General features: G+C 68.6%; 7 protein-coding genes. All 7 read right to left on the bottom strand.

Going from position 1 to position 6440, the window contains the following annotated elements; translation table 11 throughout:
* Positions 1-12: 12 nt before the first annotated feature.
* Positions 13-579, bottom strand: a complete 567-nt coding sequence (pyrR, locus tag GF405_05865) for a bifunctional pyr operon transcriptional regulator/uracil phosphoribosyltransferase PyrR (protein ID MBD3367683.1) — start codon at positions 577-579, stop codon at positions 13-15.
* An 89-nt stretch (positions 580-668) separates the two neighbouring features.
* Positions 669-1469 (bottom strand): ATP-binding cassette domain-containing protein, encoded by an 801-nt coding sequence (locus GF405_05860; protein MBD3367682.1) that lies wholly within the window; start codon positions 1467-1469, stop codon positions 669-671.
* Positions 1453-2283, bottom strand: coding sequence for an ATP-binding cassette domain-containing protein (locus GF405_05855; GenBank protein MBD3367681.1), 831 nt, complete (start codon positions 2281-2283; stop codon positions 1453-1455). The genes GF405_05860 and GF405_05855 overlap by 17 nt, the downstream gene beginning before the upstream one ends.
* Entirely contained in the window at positions 2280-3071 is a 792-nt protein-coding gene (locus GF405_05850; GenBank protein ID MBD3367680.1) for a tetratricopeptide repeat protein, read from the bottom strand. The genes GF405_05855 and GF405_05850 overlap by 4 nt, the downstream gene beginning before the upstream one ends.
* Positions 3068-4057, bottom strand: coding sequence for a tRNA dihydrouridine synthase DusB (gene dusB / locus GF405_05845; GenBank protein ID MBD3367679.1), 990 nt, complete (start codon positions 4055-4057; stop codon positions 3068-3070). The genes GF405_05850 and dusB overlap by 4 nt, the downstream gene beginning before the upstream one ends.
* 84 nt (positions 4058-4141) lie before the next feature.
* Positions 4142-5719 (bottom strand): PDZ domain-containing protein, encoded by a 1578-nt coding sequence (locus tag GF405_05840; GenBank protein MBD3367678.1) that lies wholly within the window; start codon positions 5717-5719, stop codon positions 4142-4144.
* Positions 5716-6381, bottom strand: a complete 666-nt coding sequence (locus tag GF405_05835) for a dTMP kinase (GenBank protein ID MBD3367677.1) — start codon at positions 6379-6381, stop codon at positions 5716-5718. The genes GF405_05840 and GF405_05835 overlap by 4 nt, the downstream gene beginning before the upstream one ends.
* Positions 6382-6440 lie beyond the last annotated feature (59 nt).

The raw sequence follows: 6440 nt of genomic DNA, 5'->3' as shown, positions 1-6440 counted from the left end.
GGAGTCGGGTCCTCAGGCGGGCTTGGGAGACTCGGCCCGGCGGCCGACCGACTGGATGACGACGCCGTCCTCGCCGTCCTTCTCGACCATGCGCACGCCGATGATCTCCGTTGAGGATGTCGGGACGTTCTTCCCGACGTAGTCGGCCCGGATCGGAAGCTCACGATGACCGCGGTCGATGATCACCGCGAGCTGAACGAAGCGCGGCCTCCCGAAATCGATGATCTCGTCGAGCGCCGCGCGCACGGTCCGTCCCGTGTAGAGCACGTCGTCGACGAGGACGATCGACTTCCCCTGAACGTCGAAGGGTATGTCGCTCTCGTTGACGACCGGTTGTTCCGCCACGGTCTTGAGATCGTCGCGGTAGAGCGTGATGTCGAGAACACCGACGGGCACCGACACGCCCTCGATCTCCTCGATGGCGTCCGCCACGCGCCTTGCAAGATACGCGCCGCGCGTCTGGATGCCGATGATCGCGAGGTTGTCGGTCCCGCCGTTGCGCTCGAGGATCTCGTGCGAGATACGTACGATCGCACGTCGAAGGTCATTCTCGTCCATCACGCGCGCCTTGGTGCGCATCTCCATGGTCTACTCCCGCTGTATCGAGGGCCTTCGTTCCATCATCCCGCCCGTGAATCTACCACTCGGGCGCGCCCCGCCGCAAGGCGTCAGCCCAGAAGGACCCGTCTCACGGCCGCCGCCGACAGAGCCCCTCTTCTCTCGAGCGCGGCCACCAGCGCATACTCGATGGGCGGCTCGAGCCCGATCGACGCCAGACCGTCCACGTCCTCCATGACCCGGGCGGGAACGTCGTCGCCGACGACCCGCCCCCCGACCATCACGATGACGCGCTCGGCCAGTTCGAGGGCCACACCGAGGTCGTGGGTCACGAAGACGACGCCGGTCCCGGCGGCCCGCTCGGCGCGAATGAGGTCGAAGACCATTCCGCAGTTGCCAGGGTCGAGCCCGGCGGTCGGCTCGTCCAGCAGCAGGAAGGGCCTCTCCAGCACGAGAATGCCGGCGATGGCCGCCCGGCGTGCCTCTCCGGCACTGAGACGCGCGGGTTCCCTCTCCGAGAAGGCCACCGGGTCCAGCCCGGAGCGGCGGAGCGCGCGCTCCACACGGGCGGCCGCTTCGTCCTTCTCCACACCCGAGCGACGGAGACCGAACGCGACCTCGTCGAAGACCGTCTCCTCGAAGAACTGCTCCTCCGGGAACTGCGCCACCAGGCCGACGCCCCTGCGGAGCTCGGGGCCGGGTCCTCCGGGATCGAGCCGCGCCGTTCCGGAGGTCGGCGCTCTCAGTCCCGACATGACATCGAGGAGCGTCGTCTTGCCGGACCCTGTCGGCCCGACCACGGCGACGCAGGAGCCGGCATCCACCGACAGCGTCGTCGGCGCCAGGGCTGGCGTCGTCTCCCGCCCGTCACCCGAGTAGACGACCTCCGCGCGGTCAAGCAGGACCCGCACCGGTACCCTCCCTCGAAAGGGCCCTCACGAGCGCATCGAGCGACCATGCGTCGCCCGGCACGTCGAATCCCGCGCTTCGAAGCCTGTCAGCGACCGCGGCCGTTCTCGGACGAGCCAGTCCCCAGCGTGCGAGTTCATCCCGGCGGCCGAAGAGGGCGCCGGGGGCCCCGTCGAAAACGACCCGCCCCCGCTCGAGGACGATGACACGCCCGGCCAGGGCGATCTCGTCGGGGAACTGCGTCACGTGAACCAGGGTCTCGCTCCTCAGGGAACCGACGAGCTTGAGGACCTCGGCCCTGCCCCGTCCGTCCAGGAGAGACGTCGGCTCGTCGAGCGCGAGTACGTCGGGACGCATGGCGAGAACCGCCGCGATGGCGACGCGCTGCTTCTCGCCTCCCGAGAGCGAGTGCGGCGCCCTGTCGAGGAGGGGGCGGATCGAGAGGTCACGGGAGACATCCTCGACGCGGGTCCGGATCTCCTCCGGCGGCAGGCCGAGGTTTTCCAGGCCGAACGCCAGCTCCCGTTCGACGGTCGTGCTGACAAGCTGGTTGTCGGGGTTCTGGAATATGAGGCCGACCCGCCTCCGGACGTCCCACACGCCGGAGTCGTCCGAGGTGTCCACCCCGGCGACCAGGACGGTTCCGACCGAGGGCGTCGCGAGGCCGTTCATCAGCTTCAGGAGCGTCGACTTGCCGGAGCCGCTCGCCCCTGCGACGGCCACCCTCTCGCCGGCCTCGATGGTGATGCTGACGGCGTCGAGCGCCTTGTCGCCGCCGGGAACGTAGCTGTAGCCGACGTCCCTGAAGTGGATCACTGAGCATCCCCCGGAGCGGGTCCGGCCGCCATCTCGGTCAGGCGCCGCCTCGCCTCGGTCACCCAGCGCCCGTCCGGGAAGCGCCGGAGATAGCCGTCGAGCGCCACGATGCCCTCCTGTCTCTTCCCGGCCGCGAGGAGCGCGAGACCGAGCGCGTACGCGGGGTCCTCCATCGTCGGGTCGAGCGCCACGGCCGTTCTGAACTCCTCTGCCGCTCGGGCGTGGCGGCCGCACTCGAAGAGCGCCTTGCCCCAGGCGAAACGCACCTCCGCATCGTCCGGCCTGACACCGGACGTCTGCTCGAGCAGGACCGCCGCCCGGTTCGACTCTCCGCGTTCCAGGAGTACGACGCCCAGATTGTAGGCCGCATCAACGAAGCGGGGGTCGAGTTCGAGGGCCCTTCTGAAGGCCTCCTCGGAACGCGGGAGGTCGCCGGCCGCCGCGAGAGCGGTGCCACGATTGTAGTGGGACTTCGCCTCGGTCCGTGCGCGATAGCGGTCGAGATCCTCCGGGTCGACGGGCACGTCGATGACGGAGCCCTCATCGAGGACGACATCCTCGGGAACGCCGTTGACCTCGGCCAGGTACGCGGCGGCTCCGGGGTCCCCGTAGTAGTCGTCGGCGATCGAACGCAGGCTCTCTCCCGAGCCGACCGTGTGCACGACGGTCTCGGTCGCACGTCCGCCGCTTCCGCTCGTCTCCCAGTATCCGGCGCAGCCCTGCATGAGGGTCGCCGCCAGCCCGATGGCCGCGGCAACGAGCGCGGTCCTCACTCGTAGCGGAGTCATGGACTCCCTCCGGCTTCCGGGCCGACCTTCCGAAGGGCGTCGTCGAGAAGCGCCAGCACCTCGTCCGGATCGTCGATCAGCACGATCCTCTTCCGGAGATCGGAGACGCCCGGAAAACCCCTGAGGTACGCCACGAAGTGCTTCCTCATCTCGAAAACGCCCTTCGGCCGGCCCTTCCATTCAAGCATCAGGGTGAAGTGACGGCGCGCCACACGGAGCCTCCCGCCGAGGTCGGGCTCGGGAGGCGGCCGTTCGCCGGCCAGGGCCGCCGCCGACCGCTCGAGCAGCCAGGGGTTTCCGACGGCCGCGCGGCCGATCATCACGGCGGCCGCGCCGGTCTCGTCCAGCATCCGTATCGCGTCCCCGGGCGTCGCTACATCGCCGCTGCCCATCACGGGGACCCCGACCGCGTCGTTGACCGCACGGATGACCGACCAGTCCGCCCGCCCCTTGAAACCCTGCGTCCTGGTCCTCGGGTGGACCGCGACCGCCCTTGCCCCCCCGGCGACCGCTGCGAGCGCGGTCTCGACGGCGGAGGGTTCGTCGTCCGACCAGCCGCTCCGGGTCTTGATCGTGACCGGGATGTCGCCCGCGCCCTCGACCGTCGCCTCGACGATCTCGCGCACGCGTCCCGTATCGAGCATGAGCGCCGCGCCCGAGCCGGACTTCACGACCTTCCTGGCGGGACACCCCGCGTTGATGTCGATGAGATCCGGTCGGAGCGAAGAGACCATACGCGCGGCGCCGCGGAACGCCTCGGGTCGGGCGCCGAAGAGCTGCGCGGCGATCGGACGCTCCTCCGGTTCGAAGCGGAGCAGGTCCATGGACCTGCGACTGTCCCGAACGAGGCCCTCCGCGCTGACCATCTCGGTCCAGACGAGCCCCGCGCCCATCGAACGCGCGATGCGGCGCATCGGACTGTCGGTGTAGCCGGCCAGCGGCGCGAGAACGACGTTCGGCTCAATCTGCACGGATTCGATCATCATGACCAGGCGAGTATGAAGCGCCCGCCTCCTCCGGTCAAGGAAGCGGGCGCATGCGTGTTCCGGGATCAGAGCGGTCGAGAACGACTACTCCTCGGTGACCTCGGCCTCCGCGAGGTCGGCCGCGGTGCGGAAGAGGTCGTCCACTGTGCCGGCCTCGGCGGCCAGCTCGGCGGTCCTCGACAACTGGTCGTCGCCCCTGACGGCCGCCTCGTACGCCTCCTCGCGGCCGAACGATTTGCGGATCATGTCCCGCTTGATGGCCAGCTCGACCTCGTCGCGGTGCTCCTCGAGCGCCTCCGCGTCGTACTCGAAGCCGTCCTCGCCGAGGAAATCGATGAATGCATCCCACATCGGGGCGGTCACTTCGAAATCGACGCTCTCGATCGGATGCTCCGCCGTGTATTCGATGGCGAACTCGAAGAACTCGCGCCGGCGCTCGAGGTCGACCAGCACGTCGGCCCGGCGTTCGAACTCGATCTCGACATCGGGCGTCACGCCGCCGCCGCCGTAAACGGTCCGGCCCGCGGCCGTAAGGTACTCGGGGCGTTCCGGTTCCTCGTCCTCGCCCTCACCCTCGACCATCCAGCGCTCGGGCTTCTCGATGGCCCGGCCGCTCGCGATGTACCACTTGGCCGTCGTGATCTTCATCGCGCAGCCCTTGGTGAGAGGTCTCAGACGCATCAACGTCTGCACTGAGCCCTTGCCGAAACTCGTCGTGCCGACGACCAGACCGCGGTCCCAGTCCTGGATGGCGCCGGCGAGAATCTCGGACGCGCTCGCGCTGCCGCCGTTGATCAGCACGACGATCGGGAATCCTCGATCGAACATGGCGGGGGTGCGCGCGTGGAACTCCTGGTTCTGTTCGCTGATGCGGCCCTTCGTGCTCACGATGAGCTCTCCGGTCTCCAGGAAGACGTCGGTGACGTCGACCGCCTGGGACAGGAGCCCGCCGGGATTCGATCTGAGATCGAGCACGAGCCGCTCCATGCCCTGGTCGCGGAGCTGACCGAGACTCTCCCGGAGTTCCTCCGCCGTCGTCCTCGAGAACCGCGAAATGCGGACGTAGCCCACGCCGTCGTCCATCATGAAGGCGTACGGTACGCTGTCGATCCTGATGATCTCGCGCGTCACCGTGTAGTCCAGAGGCTCCTCGACGCCCTCGCGTCTGATGGTGATGTCCACGTCGGTCCCCGGCTCGCCGCGGAGCTTCTCGATCGCCTCGTCGACCGTGATCCCGCGGGTCGACTCCTCCTCTATGGCGATGATGCGGTCGCCGGACAGGATCCCGAGGTCGTAGGCGGGCGTTCCCTCGATCGGACTGACGACCGTGAGCACGCCGTCCCTCACCGTGATCTGTATGCCGAGTCCGCCGAACTCGCCCTCGGTCGTCACCTGAAACTCCTCGAACGACTCCTCATCGAGGAACATCGAATACGGGTCCAGGGACGAGAGCATTCCGCGGATGGCGCCGTACATGATCTGCTGAGAATCGACCTCCTCGACGTACGTTCCCTCGACCTTCGCCAGCGCGTCGTTGAAGAGGTCGAGATACGACAGCAGCTCCCGGCGCGCGCTGACGGTCCCGACGGTCAGACCGCCCAGCAGGAACCCCACGCAGAGAGCAACAAGGACGAGGCCGTGTCGTCTGAGTCGCCGTGTCATGTCCTTCCTTCCCCGCGGCCGGTGCGCCGCGTCTTCATGAGATCCCGCGTCCGCGCCAGGATCTCGTCGGCAATTTCATCGCGGTCGCGCTCGCCGTTCACGATGACGAAGCGTGAGGGCTCGCGCGACGCCAGCCCGAGGTAGGCGTTCCTGACCCGCTCGTGAAACGCGAGGGTCTCCTCCTCGATGCGGTCGGGAGCGTGCGGGTCGCGCGACTTCCGTCGTTGACCCGCCTCGGGGGTGACGTCGATGAGAAAGGTCACATCCGGTTGGACGCCGCCCGTGGCCGTTTCGTTCAACCGTTCGACGAGATCGGTACCAAGTTCCCGTCCACCACCCTGATAGGCGACGCTCGCGTCGGCGTACCGATCCGAGATCACGACCGCCCCGCGCCTCAGGGCCGGCAGGACCAGCCTCTCGACATGCTCGGCCCGGGACGCCAGGAAGAGCATGAGCTCCGCCCTGGGCTCCATCCCGGACACCGACCGGTCGAGCAGTATCTCGCGGATCCGCTCGCCGAGCGGCGTGCCGCCGGGCTCTCTGGAGCGCACGACCTCGAGCCCGAACTCCGAAAGCGAGCGAGCGAGAGCGTCCGCCTGGGTCGACTTGCCGGACCCCTCAACGCCCTCAAAGGTTATGAAGAGACCGCTCCACGCCGACATGCGCGCTCCGTTCCAGCGAGCGGGCCGGGCGTCGCCCGGCCCGACAGTCCGCCGTCGCG

This window comes from Candidatus Effluviviaceae Genus V sp. (genome assembly GCA_014728125.1).
In the GTDB taxonomy this organism is placed as follows: Bacteria; Joyebacterota; Joyebacteria; order Joyebacterales; family Joyebacteraceae; genus WJMD01.
This window is presented reverse-complemented; position numbering and strand designations above follow the sequence as displayed.

Excerpts from the sequence above, each read along its gene's own strand:
- GF405_05840 (MBD3367678.1), bottom strand. The coding sequence starts at position 5,719 with ATGACACGGCGACTCAGACGACACGGCCTCGTCCTTGTTGCTCTCTGC.
- pyrR (MBD3367683.1), bottom strand. The coding sequence starts at position 579 with ATGCGCACCAAGGCGCGCGTGATGGACGAGAATGACCTTCGACGTGCG.
- GF405_05850 (MBD3367680.1), bottom strand. The coding sequence starts at position 3,071 with ATGACTCCGCTACGAGTGAGGACCGCGCTCGTTGCCGCGGCCATCGGG.
- dusB (MBD3367679.1), bottom strand. The coding sequence starts at position 4,057 with ATGATGATCGAATCCGTGCAGATTGAGCCGAACGTCGTTCTCGCGCCG.
- GF405_05835 (MBD3367677.1), bottom strand. The coding sequence starts at position 6,381 with ATGTCGGCGTGGAGCGGTCTCTTCATAACCTTTGAGGGCGTTGAGGGG.